Genomic DNA, 19,207 nt, shown 5'->3' with positions numbered 1-19,207 from the left:
TGCGTCAGGGGGTACGTTGAATGGCCGAACGCGGGATCGATTCAACGAGGCGACGTGTATACGGGTGCTGCGGGTTGCCGATGACCCTCTCCGTCGGCCCCTCCTCGACGATCTCGCCAAGGTAGAGGACATAAATGCGCTCGGTGATCTGGCGGACGACAGCAAGGTCGTGCGTGATGAAGAGATATGAGAGCCCGCGCTCGACTTGCAGGCGCTTAAATAGGTTGAGCACCTGCGCCTGCACCGAGACGTCGAGGGCAGATACTGGTTCGTCGCAAACGAGGATTGCCGGTTTGACAGCAAGTGCACGTGCGATGGCGACTCGCTGGCGCTCGCCGCCCGAGAGGGACTTCGGACGGCGCGTGGCGTACGCGGCAGACAAGCCGACTTCCGCCAGCAGCGACGCGATCCGTTCCGGCGTCGCTGGGCTGGTAGCGCCCGCCGACGCCCAGAGTGCCTCGCTCAGGGCCTGACCGACGCTATGCTTGGGATTTAGTGTCGAATACGGATCCTGGAAGATCATCTGAATTGTCCGCCGAACGCGGGCGCGGTCCGCCTTGGCCATAGCGCCGAAATCCGCTGCCCGGATGCCGTCGATACGGATGTCGCCGTCAGTCGGAGTTTCGAGGCCGACGAGGCAGCGCCCGAGCGTGGTCTTGCCCGAGCCGGATTCGCCGACGAGGCCGACGCTTTCCCCGGGCATAATGTGCAGCGACACGTCCTTTACGGCGCAGATCGGACGGCCCCGCCCGCCCACGAATGTCTTGACGAGCGCGTCGACGCGAACGAGTGACCCAGCGGTTTCTCCCCGACGCGGGGCTATCGGCGCCGCCGAGAGCGCCGCAGTGCGCCGAGCGTCGAGTTCGGCCTGGATCTCGTCCTGACGGATGCATGCAGTGAACCGGCTCGCATCGCGAGCGGCCAGCGGCGGCTTGCCAGCGCGGCAACTCTCCTTCGCCCAGTCGCAGCGGTCAGCGAAACCACAGCAGTCGACAACATCGGCCGCGCGCGGCACGGAGCCCCGGATCGCGACGAGCCGAGGCACGCGAATATCGACCGGCGGTTCCGAGAGCAGAAGTCCCAAGGTGTAAGGATGGAACGGCTGACGCTCGACAGCTGCTGCGTCGCCGACTTCGAGCATTGAGCCGGCGTAAAGCACATAGATGCGCTGGCAGGTCGAGAACGCGAGCCGCAGGTTGTGGGTAATGAGAATGAGGCTCATATGTCGCTCGCGCTGGACACGACGCAGGAGCTTGATGATCTCCGCCTGAGTCGTTGCGTCGAGCGCGGTCGAGGGCTCATCGGCAATGAGCAGCTCCGGGTCGCGAGCAAGAGCGGCGGCAAGTGCGACGCGCTGGCACATGCCCCCAGACAGCTGGAATGGCATGCGGCGGGCTACATCCTCGTCGACTATGCCGACTTCTGCGAGGCGTCTTTTCACTTCATCCGATCTTGCGGCGCGCGAGGCGAATTCGGGCCGGCCGCGCAGCATCTCGTCAATGTGGTCGCCGCTTCGCATGAGCGGATTCAGCATCGTGAACGGATCCTGCATAAGCATCGACACGCGAGATCCGCGGATCTTGCGGAGTTCGCTCTCGGCAAGCCGCATCAGGGGGACGCCGTCGAGCGTGACGGCGCCTGTGGCATTTATGCCTGGCGGCAATATGCCGGCGATTGCCCGTGCCGTGAGCGATTTTCCGGACCCGGATTCGCCGACGATCGCAATGGTCTCGCCCCGCTCCACCACGATGTCCAAGGGCATCGTAATGGGCACGGCACCATGTGAGATCGCTAGCCCCTCGACCTTGAGGAGCGGACCTTCCTGACCTGCGCGCGCCACGGCCGTGTTCACTCTGCAAACCGCTCGAACAGCCAGTCGCCGACGAGGTTCATGCTGGCCGCGGTCAGGATGATCATTGCTGCGGGCAGGAGCAGTGCAACCGGATTGGAGAAGAGGATATTGCGGTTCTCGAAGAGCATCCGACCCCAGTCAGGGGTCCCGGGCTCAACGCCGAGGCCGAGGAACGACAGCCCGGCGAGATTGACCAGCGCGAAGGCAAAGTCGAGGACTACATACGCGAGGATGATCGGCACGATGTTTGGGAGGATGTGCACGAACAGAATACGCGTCTTCGAGATGCCGAGAGTGCGCGCGGCGTCGATATAAGGAAGTGGCCGCTGCTCGAGGACCGCGCTCCGCACGATGCGCGTATCAGGGGCGGTGAAAAGGATGACCAGGACGAGGACGGCGGTCCAGTATCCGCCTCCCACAACGCCGACGACGACGATCGCCACGAGCGGCACCGGCAACGCGAACATGAAATCCACCCAGCGCATGATCGCCGAATCGACCAGACCGCCGAGATAGCCCGAAAGAAGGCCAAGCAGGGTCGCGATCGCGAAAGCTCCGGCGGCGACAACAACTGGGCCGACCAAGGCGGTTCTCGCACCGTAGATCACGCGCGACAGCACATCGCGGCCGAGTAGATCCGTTCCGGCAATGTGGACGGAGGAAGACAGCGTATCGCCGACCTCGAGACGCTGGAGGAAGGGCGAATCGGGGGCAATCCTTTCCCCAAGAACGGCGCAGATCACCACCGCCGTGATAATCAGCGCAGCAATGAGAATGCCCATTGGAACGCGCAATGGCTGCTTCGTCCGTCGCGTCGCGCCAGTGGCTTGGGCGCTCATGACTCGACTCTGCCGAAACGGATGCGCGGGTCGATCAGCGTATAGATCACGTCGACCGCGAGGTTGACCAGCAAGACGAAGGCAGAGAAAAGCAAAGTGGTCCCTTGGATCGTCGGAATGTCGCGCTTCTGGATCGCATCTACCATCGAGGCGCCGAGACCTGGCAAAGAAAAGGTGACCTCGACGTAGATCGCGCCGGCCACGATGCCGACGACGATGAGCCCTGCGGCCGTGACCACGGGAATGAGGGAGTTCCTGAGCACGTAGGCAAACAAAATGCGACGCGAACTTAGTCCGCGCGCCCGCGCAAACGTGACGTAGTCTCGGGCCAGTTCCTCGATCATCGCCGCGCGCGTGATTTTGACGACGATAGCCATGACCGAGGTCGCAAGCGCAAGCGCCGGAAGCGCCAGGTGCCAGGCACGGTCGAGGAATCCCTTTCCCGGACCGAAGATCGGGAACCAGTGCAGCAGAACGCCGAAGAGATAGAGAAGGAAAATGCCAGTGACGAAGGCCGGAGAGCTGATGCCGAAAACACTGAACATGACGACGGCCCGATCGAGCCGCGTGCCACGGCGGAAGGCGGCGACCGCACCGAGCAGGATACCGAGGCCGAGAACAAGAATAGTGCTCATCAAGCTGAGGAAGATGGTGACGCCGAGCCGATCCGCAATGGTGCTCGTCACCGCCCGGTTGCCCTGGATGGAGACGCCGAGATCGCCTCGGATCACCTGCGACAGCCACTTGCCATATTGGACAAGGAACGGATCGTCCAAATGGTAACGCGCGCGAATGGCTGCGACCGTTGCCGGGTCTGGGGCGCGTGCGCCAAGCAGGGAGCGCACCGGGTCGCCTGGTGCGATGTGAACCAGGGCGAAGACGCCGAAGGAGATTATAAGGAGGAGTGGGATCGTCACGGCGAGCCGTCGCATGACGAAGACGACGAGACTCGAGCCGTTACCTGCGCCACCCGAGGTAGCGGTCGAACCAGTCGATGGTGCGGCGCTATGCATCGAGCTGGTGCTCCCGTTCGGGGTGCATCGGTTCCTGTCTCCACGAACTATATGTCGGCGTCGTCGGCTTGTCGAGCCGAGCAATTGCTGAACGCCGAGCAGTCGCTACGGCGAAAACGATGAAAATGGCCGTCGCCAAGTGGCCTCGTGATCTCTTTACTTTAGGCCGAAACCTCGCACCGCCCACGGAATATTGTACCAAAAGGCAGTGTAGCCGGTGAGCTTGTATTTGTTGTTGATCGCCATTGCCGAGGCGGGCCAGAAGATCGGCACAACGGCGACTTCCTCGTTGGCGATCTTGAACACTTTCTTTAACGCATCGGCACGCGCGTTCGGGTCGGCGTTCTCGTTGGCGATCTCCAGTTTCGCGTCGACTTCGGGGTTGTTGAAGTTCGAGCCGTTCATGCCGTCCTTCTTAGCATTCGCACTTGAAAAGAAGAGGGAGGGATAGTTGGCCGCGTGGGCGAAGTCCGGATAGTACGCCATGATCTGCATGCCTAGTTTGTCGTGGTTGATGTAGTTCGTGAACCAGGTGTTGTTGTCGATCTCCTGTATGTGTGCGCGGATACCTATCTGCTTTAGATTCTCCGTCACTGACTGCATGATGTTGACCATGTAAGGATCGGCAGTCGACGCTGGAATGGTGACGTCAAAGCCGTCAGGATGGCTGGATTGCGCAAGCTCGGCCTTCGCCTTTTTCAAGTCGAACGCATAGTTCGGCATCAACGTAGCGTAGAAGGCGCGAACCTCGTCAAGAGGCAGCACTCCCGACCAGATTTCGGGCGGGTTCAATGCCGTCGCTGCCTCGCCGTTACCCTTGAGAAGGGCTGCGACCAGGCCTTTCCGATCCACCGAATAGGCAACTGCACGGCGCACATGGATATCGTCGAACGGCGGCGCCGAATGGTCCAGAGTCAGCAAGTATACGCCGAGCGACGGCGTGGCGACGACGTCGACGTTACCTAGCGCCTTCCACTGGTCGATGTCGGAGATGGCGAGATCGAAGGTACCGTCGATCTCGCCTTGCTGCATGGCGAGAAGCCGAGCCGAGCGATCTGGGATCGCCTGGAAGGTGATCCGTTTAACGACTGGCTTCGCTCCCCAGTAGTCGTCGCGAGCCTCGAGGACGACACGATCTGCCGGAACGAATTCAACAAGCTTGTAGGGGCCGGTCCCAAGTGGGAGAACCTCGGGCGTTCCGATCTTCTTGTCTGCGAGCTGTTCCTTCTTGAACACGAAACCCGCCATATGGGCGGGCGTAAAGGCGAACTGCACGTTCGGTGCCTTCAATTTGACGGTCACCTCATCGGGAGCCGTCGCCTCGACCGTCGCCACCGAATTGTAGAACGAAGCAAGCTGTGAGCCGGAATCCGGGCTCATGTGATACTTGAACGTGGCGACAATATCGTCAACGGTGAGCGGACTTCCGTCGCCGAATTTGACGCCGCCTCGCAAGTGATATTTGACCGTCGTCGGATTAACCTCCTCCCATCTGTCGGCCGATGCGGGCTGAAGAGCGAGATCGTCGCCGATGGCCAGCGGTCCTTCCTGGACAAGCGACATGATCGCGCCAGCGTAGGTCATCCAAGCATGCGGAATGAAAAGCGTTTCGGGGATGCTAGGCAGCGCCCACGTGATCGATTCAATCTGCTCGTCTGCCTTTGCCGAAGGCGCTATCGCGAAGGTTCCCGCGATGGAGACGAAGGCGGCATGCGTCATTCCAGCGACTAAAATGCGACGCCGTGTCAACCCGATTGCCATTTGCCCCTCCCTTGGTGAAAATCCTGACGCACAGGCTGACTGAATTTTACGCAATTCGCAATCAATGTCGCTTGTGCAAAGGAGGTAGCCGTTCGCCACCGCGACCACAGCCTAGCTAGGCCGTGAACCATTTTGGCGAGGGCGAGCTAGCGGATCCTCGCGCTCCGAAACATAGCATCGAGGTGGATGCTGCATGGTTGTCAGGGTGATGAGGTCATGATCGCCTTCCTATTGGCAGTGGGGAGGAGGCTTCTGGTTTATCCGACGCGGCGGGCGCTTCTCTCAGTCACGCGGGCGGCTGGAGCGCTGAGGGAACAGGTGCTAGCATACCCAAAACCCAGAACAGATCGAAGGCTCACATGGAGTTCATCCCGGAACCCATGCAAGCTTGAACACTCGTCCGGAGCCGAAGCGGCGTGAGTTGGAGGCATGGCGGTGATCAGACGACCAAGCCGGAGTCTTACGGGAGCCGAGGGTATTGCGATGACCGGGCCTGGGACGGAGCGAAAGCCGGCAGAAGACGTTCGGAAGACGATAACTATTCTCGTCGCCGACATCGTAGATTCGTCACGTCTTAGCCTCACCCTCGATCCGGAGGCACTCCAGGACCTACTCGCCCGCTACTTTGACGAGATGACCTCCATCATCCAACGGCACGGTGGAGTCGTGGAGCGATACGTCGGTGACGAGATCATGGCCGTGTTTGGCGTGCCACGGGCTCGTGAGGATGACGCCCTGCGGGCCGTATCCGCCGCTGTCGAGATGCGCGATACACTTGCGACGCTCAACCATGACTTTGAGACGGTTTGGAGCGTCCAGCTGGCCCATCGGATTGGCCTCAACACCGGGGAGGTCTTTACCGGCATCGACAGAGAGGGACATCGATTTCTCACTGGCGAAGCTCTGCGTGTTGCCAAGCGTCTTCAGGAGGCCGCGGCGGCCAACGAGATCCTGATTGGAGAAGCAACCTTCAAGCTGGTTCGCCACGCCGTTGTGGTAGAGTCCAGCAGCCCGCGCGCGGTCAAGCACGGCGAGACGTTCCCCGCCATCATCGTGGTAAGCGTCATCGCCAGAGCCGCTGGCTTTCAACGCCGCTTCGAGACGCCGTTCGTCGGACGCAAGCGCCAGTGTGCGATGATCAGCACGATATTTGGTGACTTGGTCAGCAATAGAGCCTGCCACCTGTTGACCGTGCTGGGCGAGGCCGGCGTGGGAAAATCGCGGCTTGTTTCGGAAGTCGCCGGAAACCTTCCGAGCGAGATGATTGTCGCGCACGGCCGGTGCCTGCACTACGGCGACGGCATTACCTATTGGCCGCTTGCGGACATTGTCCGGGAGATCACGCGGGCTGGGGGCGACGACCCCGGCAAGCAGTCCGTGGCGGCGATTGCAGAAATCCTCGCCGGAGTCAACAAGGCCAAACTCATCGCCGAGCGCATAGCTGCATTGCTCGGGTTCGGCGAGGGAGACCCAGGCACCCGCGAAGAGACTTTCTGGGCCGTCCGGCGATTTTTCGAGGTGGTCGCACGAGAACGACCGCTGGTGATCGTGGTGGAGGACCTCCACTGGGCCGAGCCGACATTCCTGGACCTCATCGAGCATCTTGTCGATTTCTCCCACGGTTTCCCCATCATGATTGTCGGCACTGCACGACCAGAATTGCTCGATACGCGGCCCGATTGGGGAAGTGGGAAGCCGAATGCGACGACGATCGCGCTTGAACCACTGAGTAAAGCGGAATCCCGCGACATGATCTCGAATCTGGTCGACCGACTCCCGCTATCACCCGCGGTCGAGTCGATGATCACACGCGCCGTCGGCGGCAACCCGCTGTTTGCGGAAGAACTCGTGGCAATGCTCATTGATGAAGAGCTGCTTAGGCGCGATGAGGACTGCTGGGTCGCTCGCTCTGATCTTTCCGAGCTACCGGTCCCCTTGACAATTAACGCGCTTCTGGCTGCCCGCCTCGACGGCCTCCCGTCAGTCGAGCGCGTCATCCTGACGGCTGGAGCGGTCGAGGGCGCAGTATTCCATAAGAGCGCTGTCAACGAGCTCGCCTGCCCCGTGCTCGACGCACTCGAGGACGGCTTGCTCGCACTCGTCCGCCGGGATCTAATCCGCCCGGAGGCGCCGTCGTTCGTCGGCGATGAGGCCTATCGCTTCCGTCACGTCCTGATCCGCGACGCCGCGTATCGCTCCCTGCCGAAGAACGCGCGCGCCGACCTGCACGAGCGCTTCGCCGCCTGGCTCGAGCTAACGGCCAAGGACCGGCTACGCGAGTTCGAGGAGATTGTCGGTTATCACCTCGAACAGGCCTTTCTGTACCATGTCGCGCTCGGCCCGCGCGACGTGCACGCGGCCTCGCTTGCCGCCCGGGCGTGCGAACGGCTCGAGGCAGCCGGGCGGCGGTCGCTCGTCCGCAGCGACCTGCCCGCGGCGATCAACCTGCTCGATCGGGTTTCCCGGCTACTTCCAACCGCCGATCCGCGGCGGGCAGCGCTGATCGTCGAACTGGGCGGCGCGCTGATCGAAAGCGGGCGGCTGGCCGAAGCCGGACGCGCGCTCGATGACGCGGAGCGCCTGGCTGCTGCCGCGAAGGATGAGCGCCTGGCGTCGCACGTGCTCATTCAGCGGCAGTTCCTCCGGTCGCTGCACGGCGAGGAAGGCGGGCTGGAGGAGGCGGCGCGGGCGGCGGCCACGGTGACACCGGTTTTCGAGCGTCTCGGGGATGAACTCGGCCTGTGCCGCGCACGGCGGCTTGAGGCGTGGTATTTTTTTAACAAGGCTCGCGGCGAAGCGGCTGCCGCGGCGTGGGAGCGCGCGGCCCTACATGCACGGCGCGCAGGGGATCGGCATGAGCTCTACGAGTCCCTCAGGTGGATTGCGTCCATGCTCTGGTTCGGGCCGACGCCCGCCGCCGAGGGTATCCGCCGTTGCGAGGCGATGTGCGCGGAGGTGCGCGAGAGCCCCGAATCCGAGGGGGTAATCCTCCGGCAGCTCGCATGCCTCAACGCGATTGTCGGCCGCTTCGCGCTCGCCCGCGAGCTGATCGCGACGAGCAAGGCCATCTATGTCGACCTCGGCCGCACGCTCTTCCTGGCGGGCTCTGAACACGAGGCCGTCGTCGAATTGCTCGCGGGGAACCCGGCTGCGGCCGAGGAGAGCGCGCGAGCGGCGTATCGCGCGCTCGAGGAGATGGGCGAGCGCGCGTTCCGTTCGACGATGGCAGCGACCCTCGCCTTGGTGGTCCTCGAACAGGGACGCGACGCGGAGGCCGAGGCCCTTGCTGAGGTTAGCGCCCGGCTGGGTGCGAGTGGCGACCTACTGACGCAGATCCGCTGGCGTCGCGTGCGCGCACGCGTGCTCGCGCGGCGGGCAGAGATCCGGGAGGCGGAGGCGCTCGCGGGCGAAGCATTGACGATCGCCGAAGCGACCGACTTCATTAACGAGCGGGCGGATGCACTGGTCGACCTGTCGCACGTGCTCGAGGCGTCCTGCCGATACGACGAGGCGGTCGCCGCTGCGTCCGAAGCGGTGCATCTCTACGAGCTGAAGGGAAACCTGGTCGCCGCGGCCGCGACCCGCCTCCGCCTAGCGAAAATCGTAAGAACATGAGATCATACGGCAGCGGCAGGTTCAGCCGCACATCCTGTGGACCACTCGGAACGGAGGGGATGCGATGCCCGGGAGCTTCGATGATGAATTGGCGATTGACGAGCATGGATGTATTTCACCTGCCGGCCCCCTGGAGCTGGAGGCAGACGAGACGGTGTTGAAGCTCGATGTCTGGGTCTGGCAACCGCGCGGCGCCTGCATGGCCTTCTTAGGTGGTCCCTTCCGGGGGAAAAGGTGGGAGATGAACCCGGACCCCCATGATGATCACTTTGGAGACGGGTTCCGGTCCGGCGCGGCAAGCGCGATGGGGCTGATGGTCACGAGAAAAGCGAACGGAGAGACAAGGGCGTTTCATTGGACGGAGGCTATCCTCTTGAAGGGCGACGAAGAAAGGGGCCCGGGCGCAGGCCACCACTCGTCGGCCGAAGAGCACGGATAGGCAATCGCGGTATTTGGTAGCGTCGAGTGCAGGACATTCGACGATGCTGCATCGGAACTGCGATAGGCGATGGCTCTGCAACCGCCACGGCTGCAGTCACTTTAGACCTCGGAGATGAATCCGGATTTGATCGCTGGTACAGGTCGATGCTGGTCACGTCGGCAGCGTCTCCCAAGAGGCCGAGGACTTGCTAGGCTCAGCGTCCAGCTGACTGCGAGCGGGAACCTGGTGACACAGGTGCGTTGGCGCCGCCCACATGCGTGCTCGTGCGGCGCGGCCGCAACCCGGCTCCGCCTCGGAAAGCTCGTCAAGATGTGACACTGTTGGAAGGCGGCAAGAGGGAGGCGGCAAGGGGATGTCCGCTGGAGCGCGTTTCGTCATCGCCCGCCAGTCTGAGCTGGAAGGTCCCTTTCTCATATCTAGCACGAACCGATAATCCCGATCTGTTGAGGACCCTTTCCCATTGGGTGAGGATGCAACTTCTTGAAATCATTTTCGAAGAGGTCAGGCATGGTCACGAAAAACAAAGCCCCCGCGAAACAGGCCCCTAAGCGCCTCGGTGTAGCGAAGGCTACTAAGCGAAAAGCTGAGACAGTCAACCTCGCCGCAACTTCCGAAATTCCCGAGCCAGTTCGCGAATTTCTCGAGAAGACATCGATTCCTAACGGATTCGTTAACCCAAAGCCGATCGTGCTGTCGGAGTTGCGAAAGCGCGTGACCGAAATGAATCTGAGTCCCACCGTTGCGCTGGAGCAATTCTTGGCAAGCGCAAATCGCATCAAGCCAGCGGACGTTCACGCGGAGGAGTTACCGGAAGACGTCAAAGAGTCTATCCCCGCACTAAAGCCCGGGACTCGACGTTTTCACGGCGTTAAAATTCCGCTCAACTGGTTCCCGTTTCCGTGGCTGAGTTCTGCCTGTGCAGACCGTTTCGGATACATGTCGTCACCGGCGACCCGCGCGGCAACGAAGTTGCCATTCAATGTCGCGACGCAAGCACTCCTCGGCCAACTCGGTAACATGATGGGAGATGTCGGCCGTGATCCCAACCCTGGGTCCCACAATCCGGCTGATGCGGGCGTGTCTTCGATACCGGCAGGCTTCACTTATTTTGGTCAATTTGTGGACCATGACATCACATTCGACGTCTCGTCGACTCTCGACGCCGATACCGATGCGAATACGATCAACAACATGCGAAGCCCGGCGCTCGATCTGGATTCCGTTTACGGCCGCGGACCTGGTTTAGATCCGTTTCTCTACGTTTTTCCTCCATCTGGTCCAGCGACTGCAATCAAGCTGCATAGGGGTACGAACACGCCTGTTGGCCCAGGCGGCCCGAGTAACAGCGGTAACCCATCGGGCATGGTCCAGCAGACGAACTGGGATGTGCCCCGCATGCAGGGAACGAACACTGCCGCGATCGGTGATCCGCGCAACGACGAAAATCTGATCATCGTGCAATTTCAGCACGCTATGCTACGTTTCCATAATGCCGTCGTTGATCTGCTGGTTGCAGTAGCGTTTGCGGGCGACATCTTCGCAGAGGCCAAACGAATCGTGACCCATCACTACCAATGGGCCGTGGTGCATGACTTTCTGGAAAGAATCTGCGGAGCGGCTGTCGTGAACAACGCGATGGCGAGCGTTTCTGCTCCCATCGGGAGCTCGTTCCGAATGCCCGTCGAGTTCGCCGTGGCAGCGTATCGGTTCGGCCACAGTATGGTCCGTGATACGTACTGGGTGAATTTCAACTTCCCGAACGCCACACTCGGGCAGGTGTTTGAGTTCAATCGCAATCCGCGGCTGCCGGTCTTTTCCAACTGGGTCGTTGACTTCAACGCGTTCTTTGACACAGGAGTCCCAATACCGGTTCATAATAAGGCCCGGAAAATCGACAGCTTCATGGCTGGCGGATTGGAATCGTTGCCCGGATTCTCAGGAATGATGGCGATTCTGGCAACGCGCAACCTCCGGCGCGCTCTAGCTCTCGGTCTGCCGAGCGGACAGGGCATGGCCAACTCATTCGGCATCGCGCCCATGACCGCGGCGCAGTTGACATCTGGGTTGCCGGCGGCCGAAGTGGCTGTGCTGAATTCCAGCGGCGGTTTACTGATGAACAAGACGCCTCTGTGGTATTACGTCCTTCGCGAGGCTGCCGTCCTCGCCGGCGGAAATCAGTTGGGTCCAGTCGGCGGCAGAATCGTGGCGGAGACGTTTGTCAGGATTCTGAAGCGGGATGCGTCATCCTACCTGAACGTCGCCGGCGGGTTCACACCTATTCTTCCTTCGTCCACGCCTGGAAACTTCACTGTGGCCGATCTGGTGGCCTTCGCCGGGGTAACGCAACCATAGAGAGAACCCAACTGCGACTGCCTTTGGGTCGCTTCCACCGAGCGATGCTAGAGCATCCCGCTTTCAAGTGGAATCACTGAAAGCGGATAAGATGCTCTAGAATCAAAATGCTAGAGGCAGAATCAAAATGCTAGAGCGTCCTTTGTGCGTTCACTTGAACGCACGGCGCTCTAGCCACCACTACCCTGAGCCGCCGGACCTATTTTTTTGGCGGGACAGGGCCAAAGACGTCCTCCTTAGACTCCCCATTTCGCATTCTCTCGATCCGGTTCTGGGCTCTTTCGATCGCGTCTTCGGCCGCCTTCTGCAAGTCCCTGAGGACTTTGATCTCCTTCTCGAAACGCTCGATAAACTCATAGTCAACGGCCATTTCATCCCTCCATCTGATCATCAAACCCAAGTAGAACGGCCACGTCACTTCTATGCGTATGTCCTGGCACTTGCGAAACGTCACGTTCCGAGAGGAATGCGACGAGATCGGCGGGAGTCATGCACGTCCGCAGCCTACTATGCCGGATCACTCGGCGTTGTAGAACTGCTTTGCGGCTTGGGCAGTGCCGCGCTCGCCAATTACCGCGAGGTGCTAATACAAATTGACTACCTCAAGCCACCAGTAGAATTCATCAGTACCACTGGAGTCGTAAGCCAGGAGCGAGATCCCCAATGCCGGTCCGGGCTGGAACTGTCCGTTTATCCACCCGGGCGGGATACCGTCTGCAGTCCAGACCACGTAATTCGGCGCCCAACCGGTCCACTGGGCGGTCCTTTGACTGGCGCCCGTGCTGCTCTGCATAGCCCACGCCTCGACCCACTTGGGTGTCTCGCCTGGTTCGAGTCCCAATGGACCTGTCGGCCACTCGACCCGATGCGTGCCGAAGTTGATATTCTGATTAAGATCCCAACTGCCTGGCATGACATACCTCCAATCACTCCCGGGCGACTCCCCCGGGTTCATGAGCAAGAGATCAAACGGCTCGTCGACTATGTCATTCGCGCCAAATGAGCCTAATTCTGCACTAGGAATAAGACGGCTCGAGAGATGTTGTGCTGTTCAGAATGAGATTGGTCTGGGCTGAGTAGCAACAGGAGTAACCTGCAGGAAGCGAGCTGCGCATCATCTTATCCCCCAAGCAGCCGACACCGCAACGATGATACATCAAGAGGTAATTTAGTAAAGATAAATACAACCCCTAAGCCAGCTGCCAAGGCGGTCGATAAGTGTGCCGAGGGCGGGCCGCGCCTGCCGGCGCTCGATGATCAGCTCGACGAGCTGGAAGTCGCACGGGAGAAGCTGGCGCAGGAAGTCGCGAACGCCGAACAGCCGGCCGAAGATTTTCAGGAGAAGATCGCCAGGGTAAGGGTGCAGTTCAATCCGGCCTATGTCGAGATCGGTATCCGCCGCCTGACCTTTCAGGCACGCAACAACAGCAACGAGCTGGCGAAGCAGCATCTAACGCCGGTCGTTCGCGATCTGATCCAGAAGCTGGTGATCGGCAAGACGCCCGGCCACCAGCGTAAGCGGTGACGTGAGGCCGTTACTTCTTGAAGTTCCAGGGCATCAGAGCGTCGAGATCGCTTGATGGCCAACCTGCGGCGATACGCTCAAGCGTCTGCGTCAGCCAGGCCAGCGGATCAACTTCGTTCATCTTGGCGGACTGGATGAGCGTAGAGAGTGTGGCCCAAGTCCTTCCGCCCCCTGCATTTCCGGCAAATAGGCTGTTCTTCCGAACAATTGCCTGGGGTCTGATTGCACGCTCAACAATGTTGGAGTCTATTTCGATGCGCCCGTCATGGAGGAACTGTTCGAAGGCTTCCCGTCGATGAAGGGCATAGCGAATGGCTTCGGCGAGCTTTGATTTTCCAGAGATGCGGGGCAGCGTGTCCTGCCAGAGTTTGTAGAGATCGGCAACGACTGCAGCGGAGGCCTCCTGGCGGGCGGCTGCGCGAACATCGGGGCTTTGTCCGCGCACCTTTTCCTCAATCGACCAAAGTGCGCCCATCTTTTCGATTGTCGCCGTTGCCACCTTGGAACTGTCGTTCGCGTGCAGTTCGTAAAACCGACGGCGACCATGCGCCCAGCATCCTGCCAATAGAGCGCCGTCGTTTCCGCGGTCGGGGCGGGCAACACGGTTATAGGCAGTGTATCCGTCGATTTGCAGGATACCGCGATAGCCTTCGAGATGCCGCGCGACACAATCGCCGGATCGACTGTCTTCAAAACGATAGGCCACCATCGGCGGACCACTGCCGCCGAACGGTCGATCGTCCCGCGCGTACGCCCATAAATACGCTGTCTTTGCCGACCCCGATCCGGGAACAAGTGTCGGTAATGTCGTCTCGTCGGCGAATATTCGTTCACCTCGTTTGATCTGGCTGAAGGTGTAGTCCGCGAGGATCTCGAGTTCGAACCCGAGCTTACCCATCCACCGCGCCATGATACCGCGCTCGACCTCGACATGGTCGCGCAGGAAGATCGCCTCCTGTCGATAGAGCGGCAACCCGTCGCCATATTTGGAGACCGCGATATAGGCGAGCAGCGCTTCCGTCGGAATGCCGCTTTCGACGATATGCGCCGGGGCTGAGGCCTGGATGACGCCGTCTTCGTTCTTGAAGGCATACTTCGGGCGATGGGTGACGATCACCCGGAACTTCGGCGGAATGACATCAAGCCGCTCGGAGGTATCTTCCCCGATCAGGACCTTCTGTTTGCCAGCGTGTTCGGGCAGTTCGTCCGGCTCGATGACTACATGGACCCGCTCCAGGTGCGGCGGGAAGCCCTTGCGCGGGCGCGGCGCACGCTTTGCAGCGCCTGGATTGCGGCCCTTGGAAACCAGCGCCTCAATCGCGGCAATGCCAATGTCGATTTCTTCGAAGACAAACGCGCCCTGTTCGTCCAGGTCTGCCTCGATGGACTTGCCCTGCTTTTCCGAACGGCGGCCATACCTGTATCGATTGAAAGCTTTGAGGATCAGCTTCAACTTGGCGATCTGTTCGTCCGCGTCCGTATTGCGGGCCTTCAGATCAGCGACTTCGTCTTCCAGAACATCGGCGCGCGCAGCCTTTGCTGCCATCGCCATGACCATGGCTTTCAGCGCATCAACGTCATCAGGAAGCTCGAGATCGGCTGGTTTCATGCCCTTATGTAGAGCATGTTTCGGCGAGATTTACCCTCAGTTTCAGCCGCCTGATTCACTCTGCCGCAGGGCTTTTACCCAACAAATTCCGGTCGTTTCACCGTAGCCGAGCGGACCCGTTTCCAGTCCATGCCGTCAACGAGTGCAAGCAGTTGCGCGTGATTGAGCTGCACGCGGGCCGGTCCGATCTTCGGCCAGACGAACTGATTTTTTTCGAGCCGCTTCGAATATAGGCAGACGCCTGAGCCATCCCACCAGGCGATCTTTATTCTGTCTGCTCTTTTGGCGCGGAAAACGTAGAGCGAGCCATTGAAGGGATCACTTCCAGCATCACGCACCAGCGCCAAAAGACTGTCTGGACCTTTGCGGAAGTCAACGGGATGACTGGCCAAGAACACCTTCGTACCAGCCGGTATCATGCAGAGCGTACCGCGCGGATCAGCCTGACGAGATGTGGCTCGTCGATCGCGACATTCACCCGGATCACAGCGTCGCCGATCATGATGTCCGCGGTGGAGCTTTCGCCCCGAGCCGTATCAACAACAGCCTCCGCTTTCAGTCGGGCATTGCGCCGCCACGTGAACAATTGCGATGGGTCGATCCCTATGCGCCTCGCTATCGCAGAAACGCTCGCACCTGGCTCCATGCTTTCGGCTACCGCCTGAGCCTTCAACTCATTTGACCAACGTCGAACCTCTCGCGGCGCGCCCTCCAGGCGACCCGCAACGGCTTCGATCATATGGAACGTTCTATGTTCGGACATAGGTTCAGACATAGCAATTCATACCAAGCTCATTCCCTGAGCTCACACGAATAAACCCGATCCACCGCTATCGCCAGACGGGGTCAATGCACCGCTTACGGTCAATGCACCGCTTACTGTGAAACAATCACATCGGGAGCTCCTTATTGCGCCAGCCTCACGACCGCTTTTGCCAGATATAGAAGTCGGAAGGTCGTATCACACCGGGTTGGAAGAGCTGTTCAGGGCTGGGGGAGTTGGACACGGAGGCCAAAAAACAAAAGCTCCTCGACACTTATGTGGAGGAGCGTCTCTGAGAGACGACTTGTGTGGCAGCCTTTTTAGGAATTGGTTGCGGGGGCAGGATTTGAACCTGCGGCCTTCAGGTTATGAGCCTGACGAGCTACCGGGCTGCTCCACCCCGCGTTATCCTGGGTATTGGTTCGGTGTTGTTATGCCGGTTGCCGGCGTATGTGCGAGAAGATGTTTGTTTGGTTTAATCTTGCGTTTTGCAGACCTGGCAGCGACCTACTCTCCCGCGTCTTAAGACGAAGTACCATCGGCGCTGGGGCGTTTCACGGCCGTGTTCGGAATGGGAACGGGTGCAGCCACCCCGCCAGAACCACCAGGTCGGCAAAGCGCAAGCATTTGCTCCCCGACGGGGAGCAAACTTTAATCGAGAAGCTGGTGAAGTTTTCACTTCGTTTTGAACACGTCTTTGTCTGTGCCTTCGGCCGAAGGCCGCAAGCGCAGAGCGCGTCGCGCCTTTTGGCGCGCGCCGTCCGCAGCGAAGGCCGAAGGCCGACAGCGTGAGGACAAAAAGCTCATCTTCGATGAGCATGAGCAATGGGAACGATCAAGCCGATCGAACGATTAGTACCGGTAAGCTTCATGCGTTGCCGCACTTCCACACCCGGCCTATCAACGTGGTCGTCTTCCACGGTTCTCAAGGGAATACTCGTTTTCAGGTGGGTTTCCCGCTTAGATGCCTTCAGCGGTTATCCCTTCCATATATAGCTACCCTGCTATGCCCTTGGCAGGACAACAGGTCCACCAGAGATATGTCCATCCCGGTCCTCTCGTACTAGGGACAGATCCTGTCAATATTCCTACACCCACGGCAGATAGGGACCGAACTGTCTCACGACGTTCTGAACCCAGCTCACGTACCGCTTTAATTGGCGAACAGCCAAACCCTTGGGACCTGCTCCAGCCCCAGGATGCGATGAGCCGACATCGAGGTGCCAAACAACCCCGTCGATATGGACTCTTGGGGGTCATCAGCCTGTTATCCCCGGCGTACCTTTTATCCGTTGAGCGATGGCCCTTCCACGCGGGACCACCGGATCACTATGACCGACTTTCGTCTCTGCTCGACTTGTCAGTCTCGCAGTCAGGCGGGCTTATGCCATTGCACTCGACGAGCGATTTCCGACCGCTCTGAGCCCACCATCGCGCGCCTCCGTTACTCTTTCGGAGGCGACCGCCCCAGTCAAACTACCCACCATACACTGTCCCGGATCCGGATGACGGACCGCGGTTAGACATCCATGACGATAAGGGTGGTATTTCAAGGATGGCTCCACAAGAACTGGCGTCCCTGCTTCAAAGCCTACCACCTATCCTACACATGCCGACACGAATGCCAGTGTAAAGCTATAGTAAAGGTGCACGGGGTCTTTCCGTCTGACCGCAGGAACCCCGCATCTTCACGGGGAATTCAATTTCACTGAGTCTGCGTTGGAGACAGCGGGGAAGTCGTTACGCCATTCGTGCAGGTCGGAACTTACCCGACAAGGAATTTCGCTACCTTAGGACCGTTATAGTTACGGCCGCCGTTTACTGGGGCTTCGATTCAGAGCTTGCACCCCTCCTCTTAACCTTCCAGCACCGGGCAGGCGTCAGACCCTATACGTCGTCTTGCGACTTCGCAGAGCCCTGTGTTTTTGATAAACAGTCGCTACCCCCTGGTCTGTGCCACCCCATCATGGTTGCCCACAATGAGGTCACGCTTCTTCCGAAGTTACGCGTGCAATTTGCCGAGTTCCTTCAACGCAGTTCTCTCAAGCGCCTTGGTATACTCTACCTGACCACCTGTGTCGGTTTCGGGTACGGTCTATAAGGTGGAGCTATTTCCCGGGACCGCGTCCAGGCCTGGACAATCCAATAAGTCCAGACAAGTTAAGCGATCCGTCACTACCACCAGGCCCACGAATATTAACGTGGTTCCCATCGACTACGCGTGTCCGCCTCGTCTTAGGGGCCGGCTAACCCTGCTCAGATTAACTTTAAGCAGGAACCCTTGGTCTTTCGGCGAGAGGGTCTCTCACCCTCTTTATCGTTACTCATGTCAACATTCGCACTTCCGATACCTCCAGGACCCCTCACGGGTATCCCTTCACAGGCTTACGGAACGCTCCGCTACCACTTGATCTTGCGATCAAATCCTCAGCTTCGGTGCATGGCTTTAGCCCCGTTACATTTTCGGCGCAAAGACCCTTAATTAGACCAGTGAGCTGTTACGCTTTCTTTAAATGATGGCTGCTTCTAAGCCAACATCCTGGTTGTTTTGGGATCCTCACATCCTTTCCCACTTAGCCATGACTTGGGGACCTTAGCTGGAGGTCAGGGTTGTTGCCCTTTTCACGACGGACGTTAGCACCCGCCGTGTGTCTGCCGACTAGTACTCCCCGGTATTCGGAGTTTGGTTAGGATCAGTAAGACGGTGAGTCCCCATAGCCCATCCAGTGCTCTACCCCCGGGGGTATTCGGTCGACGCTCTACCTAAATAGATTTCGCGGAGAACCAGCTATTTCCGAGTTTGATTGGCCTTTCACCCCTAGCCACAAGTCATCCCAATCTATTGCAACAGATGCGGGTTCGGTCCTCCAGTTGGTGTTACCCAACCTTCAACCTGCTCATGGCTAGATCACTCGGTTTCGGGTCTAATGCGACATACTAAACGCCCTATTCAGACTCGCTTTCGCTGCGCCTTCACCTATCGGCTTAAGCTTGCATGTCACACTAAGTCGTTGACCCATTATACAAAAGGTACGCCGTCACCCTTGCGGGCTCCGACTGTTTGTAGGCATCCGGTTTCAGGTTCTATTTCACTCCCCTTGTCGGGGTGCTTTTCACCTTTCCCTCACGGTACTTGTTCGCTATCGGTCATGCACGAGTACTTAGGCTTGGAGAGTGGTCTCCCCATGTTCAGACAGGATTTCTCGTGTCCCGCCTTACTCAAGGACAATGAGTGTTCTACGTGTAAGGGGCTATCACCCTCTACGGCCGACCTTTCCAAGTCGTTCCACTTCATTCCTCATTGCCACTGGCCTGGTCCGCGTTCGCTCGCCACTACTTGCGGAGTCTCGGTTGATGTCCTTTCCTGCAGGTACTTAGATGTTTCAGTTCCCTGCGTTCGCTTCTTATCCCTATGTATTCAAGATAAGATACCTTT

12 protein-coding genes, 1 tRNA gene and 2 rRNA genes (1 of these 15 running past the window's edge) are annotated in these 19,207 nt (G+C 59.5%); 3 read left to right on the top strand and 12 right to left on the bottom strand.

What is annotated here, in order from left to right:
* Positions 1 to 4: 4 nt before the first annotated feature.
* The 4 genes from RB548_RS18900 to RB548_RS18885 form a co-directional block, all read right to left on the bottom strand.
* Positions 5 to 1,852, bottom strand: a complete 1,848-nt coding sequence (locus RB548_RS18900) for an ABC transporter ATP-binding protein (protein ID WP_331372736.1) — start codon at positions 1,850 to 1,852, stop codon at positions 5 to 7.
* On the bottom strand, positions 1,849 to 2,691 hold the full coding sequence (locus RB548_RS18895; RefSeq protein WP_331372735.1) for an ABC transporter permease: 843 nt from the start codon (positions 2,689 to 2,691) through the stop codon (positions 1,849 to 1,851). The genes RB548_RS18900 and RB548_RS18895 overlap by 4 nt, the downstream gene beginning before the upstream one ends.
* Positions 2,688 to 3,704, bottom strand: coding sequence for an ABC transporter permease (locus RB548_RS18890; protein ID WP_331372734.1), 1,017 nt, complete (start codon positions 3,702 to 3,704; stop codon positions 2,688 to 2,690). The genes RB548_RS18895 and RB548_RS18890 overlap by 4 nt, the downstream gene beginning before the upstream one ends.
* A gap of 156 nt (positions 3,705 to 3,860) precedes the next feature.
* Positions 3,861 to 5,465, bottom strand: a complete 1,605-nt coding sequence (locus RB548_RS18885) for an ABC transporter substrate-binding protein (RefSeq protein ID WP_331372733.1) — start codon at positions 5,463 to 5,465, stop codon at positions 3,861 to 3,863.
* Positions 5,466 to 5,894: 429 nt separating this feature from the next.
* Here RB548_RS18885 and RB548_RS18880 point away from each other — a divergent pair, with 429 nt between their 5' ends.
* The 3 genes from RB548_RS18880 (at position 5,895) to RB548_RS18870 (ending at position 11,874) form a co-directional block, all read left to right on the top strand.
* A complete protein-coding gene (locus tag RB548_RS18880; RefSeq protein WP_331372732.1) occupies positions 5,895 to 9,080 on the top strand; it encodes an ATP-binding protein in 3,186 nt (1,061 codons plus the stop codon).
* A 64-nt stretch (positions 9,081 to 9,144) separates the two neighbouring features.
* Positions 9,145 to 9,519, top strand: a complete 375-nt coding sequence (locus RB548_RS18875) for a hypothetical protein (protein WP_331372731.1) — start codon at positions 9,145 to 9,147, stop codon at positions 9,517 to 9,519.
* Between the two features lie 510 nt (positions 9,520 to 10,029).
* The gene (locus tag RB548_RS18870; protein WP_331372730.1) at positions 10,030 to 11,874 is read left to right on the top strand and encodes a peroxidase family protein; all 1,845 of its coding nucleotides are present in this window, start codon (positions 10,030 to 10,032) and stop codon (positions 11,872 to 11,874) included.
* Positions 11,875 to 12,073: 199 nt separating this feature from the next.
* Here RB548_RS18870 and RB548_RS18865 read toward each other — a convergent pair whose 3' ends face one another.
* The 8 genes from RB548_RS18865 to RB548_RS18830 all read right to left on the bottom strand — a co-directional run.
* Positions 12,074 to 12,244, bottom strand: a complete 171-nt coding sequence (locus RB548_RS18865) for a hypothetical protein (protein WP_331372729.1) — start codon at positions 12,242 to 12,244, stop codon at positions 12,074 to 12,076.
* Positions 12,245 to 13,042: 798 nt separating this feature from the next.
* Positions 13,043 to 13,324, bottom strand: a complete 282-nt coding sequence (locus RB548_RS18860) for a hypothetical protein (RefSeq protein ID WP_331372728.1) — start codon at positions 13,322 to 13,324, stop codon at positions 13,043 to 13,045.
* A gap of 85 nt (positions 13,325 to 13,409) precedes the next feature.
* Positions 13,410 to 15,008 carry an IS66 family transposase gene (tnpC, locus tag RB548_RS18855; protein WP_331371316.1) on the bottom strand — a complete coding sequence of 533 codons (1,599 nt, stop codon included), beginning with the start codon at positions 15,006 to 15,008 and terminating at the stop codon, positions 13,410 to 13,412.
* A gap of 74 nt (positions 15,009 to 15,082) precedes the next feature.
* Positions 15,083 to 15,400 (bottom strand): IS66 family insertion sequence element accessory protein TnpB, encoded by a 318-nt coding sequence (tnpB, locus tag RB548_RS18850; protein WP_158539472.1) that lies wholly within the window; start codon positions 15,398 to 15,400, stop codon positions 15,083 to 15,085.
* Positions 15,401 to 15,423: 23 nt separating this feature from the next.
* Complete coding sequence (locus RB548_RS18845) at positions 15,424 to 15,747, bottom strand: transposase (RefSeq protein ID WP_040669324.1); 324 nt, start codon at positions 15,745 to 15,747, stop codon at positions 15,424 to 15,426.
* Positions 15,748 to 16,099: 352 nt separating this feature from the next.
* Positions 16,100 to 16,176 (bottom strand) — tRNA-Met (locus tag RB548_RS18840).
* 89 nt (positions 16,177 to 16,265) lie between these two features.
* Positions 16,266 to 16,380, bottom strand: a 5S ribosomal RNA gene (gene rrf / locus RB548_RS18835).
* Positions 16,381 to 16,602: 222 nt separating this feature from the next.
* Positions 16,603 to 19,207 (bottom strand): 23S ribosomal RNA (locus RB548_RS18830) (it continues 296 nt past the right edge of the window).

The sequence above is a fragment of the Sinorhizobium chiapasense genome (assembly GCF_036488675.1).
In the GTDB taxonomy this organism is placed as follows: Bacteria; Pseudomonadota; Alphaproteobacteria; order Rhizobiales; family Rhizobiaceae; genus Sinorhizobium; species Sinorhizobium chiapasense.
Note: the sequence above shows the minus strand (reverse complement) of the source record. Positions and strands in the feature narration are given on the sequence as shown.

Bases quoted from the DNA above. Each gene is read 5' to 3' on its own strand.
- RB548_RS18895 (WP_331372735.1), bottom strand. From the start codon at position 2,691: ATGAGCGCCCAAGCCACTGGCGCGACGCGACGGACGAAGCAGCCATTG.
- RB548_RS18890 (WP_331372734.1), bottom strand. From the start codon at position 3,704: ATGCATAGCGCCGCACCATCGACTGGTTCGACCGCTACCTCGGGTGGC.
- RB548_RS18885 (WP_331372733.1), bottom strand. From the start codon at position 5,465: ATGGCAATCGGGTTGACACGGCGTCGCATTTTAGTCGCTGGAATGACG.
- RB548_RS18880 (WP_331372732.1), top strand. From the start codon at position 5,895: ATGGCGGTGATCAGACGACCAAGCCGGAGTCTTACGGGAGCCGAGGGT.
- RB548_RS18875 (WP_331372731.1), top strand. From the start codon at position 9,145: ATGCCCGGGAGCTTCGATGATGAATTGGCGATTGACGAGCATGGATGT.
- RB548_RS18870 (WP_331372730.1), top strand. From the start codon at position 10,030: ATGGTCACGAAAAACAAAGCCCCCGCGAAACAGGCCCCTAAGCGCCTC.
- RB548_RS18865 (WP_331372729.1), bottom strand. From the start codon at position 12,244: ATGGCCGTTGACTATGAGTTTATCGAGCGTTTCGAGAAGGAGATCAAA.
- RB548_RS18860 (WP_331372728.1), bottom strand. From the start codon at position 13,324: ATGCTGCTTCGCCAGCTCGTTGCTGTTGTTGCGTGCCTGAAAGGTCAG.
- tnpC (WP_331371316.1), bottom strand. From the start codon at position 15,008: ATGAAACCAGCCGATCTCGAGCTTCCTGATGACGTTGATGCGCTGAAA.
- RB548_RS18845 (WP_040669324.1), bottom strand. From the start codon at position 15,747: ATGATCGAAGCCGTTGCGGGTCGCCTGGAGGGCGCGCCGCGAGAGGTT.